The 856-nt window shown below is 64.5% G+C and carries 1 protein-coding gene; it reads right to left on the bottom strand.

Annotation, left to right across the window (positions count from 1 at the left end):
• Positions 1-856, bottom strand: an 856-nt coding sequence (locus tag AXA74_RS23670; protein ID WP_060833342.1) for a nucleotide sugar dehydrogenase, incomplete at both ends; no start/stop codon positions are given.

The following is an 856-nucleotide window of genomic DNA, read 5'->3' as shown; positions in this document are numbered from 1 at the left end:
TGATGGCGTCGTAGCTGCCCTCGGCCGGCTGGGCGATCGGCGTGATGCCGTACTCGTGCTTGGCCTCTTCGGCATCGACCCAGGGGTCGTAGACGTCCACATCCACGCTGTACTCGCCCAGCTCCTTGATGATGTCGACCACGCGCGTGTTGCGCAGGTCCGGGCAGTTTTCCTTGAAGGTCAGGCCCATGACCAGCACCTTGGCGCCCTGCACGTGCAGCCGCTTCTTGGTCATGCACTTGACCAGCTGCGACACCACATAGCCGCCCATGGAGTCGTTCAGCCGGCGGCCGGCCAGGATGATCTCCGGGTGGTAGCCGATGGATTGCGCCTTGTGCGTCAGGTAGTAGGGATCCACGCCGATGCAGTGCCCGCCCACCAGGCCCGGACGGAAAGGCAGGAAGTTCCACTTCGTGCCGGCCGCCTGCAGCACCGCCTCGGTGTCGATGCCCATCCGGTTGAAGATCAGCGCCAGCTCGTTGATGAGGGCGATGTTCACGTCGCGCTGCGTGTTCTCGATCACCTTGGCGGCCTCGGCCACGCGGATGCTGGAGGCCTTGTGCGTGCCGGCGACGATGATTTCCTGGTAGAGCTGGTCGACCAGCTCGGCGACTTCCGGAGTCGAGCCCGAAGTCACTTTCTTGATGGTCGAGACGCGGTGCGCCTTGTCGCCCGGGTTGATGCGCTCGGGGCTGTAGCCGGCGAAGAAATCGACGTTGTACTTCAGGCCCGAGACCCGTTCGAGCACCGGCACGCAGTCTTCTTCGGTCGCGCCCGGGTAGACGGTCGATTCGTAGATCACGATGTCGCCGCGCTTGAGCACCGCGCCTATGGTCTCGCTGGCCTTGACCAGCGG

It is taken from the genome of Bordetella hinzii LMG 13501 (assembly GCF_001548475.1).
GTDB lineage: Bacteria > Pseudomonadota > Gammaproteobacteria > Burkholderiales > Burkholderiaceae_B > Bordetella > Bordetella hinzii.
The sequence above is the reverse complement of the archived record's forward strand: the minus strand, read 5'-3'. Positions and strand labels throughout refer to the sequence as shown.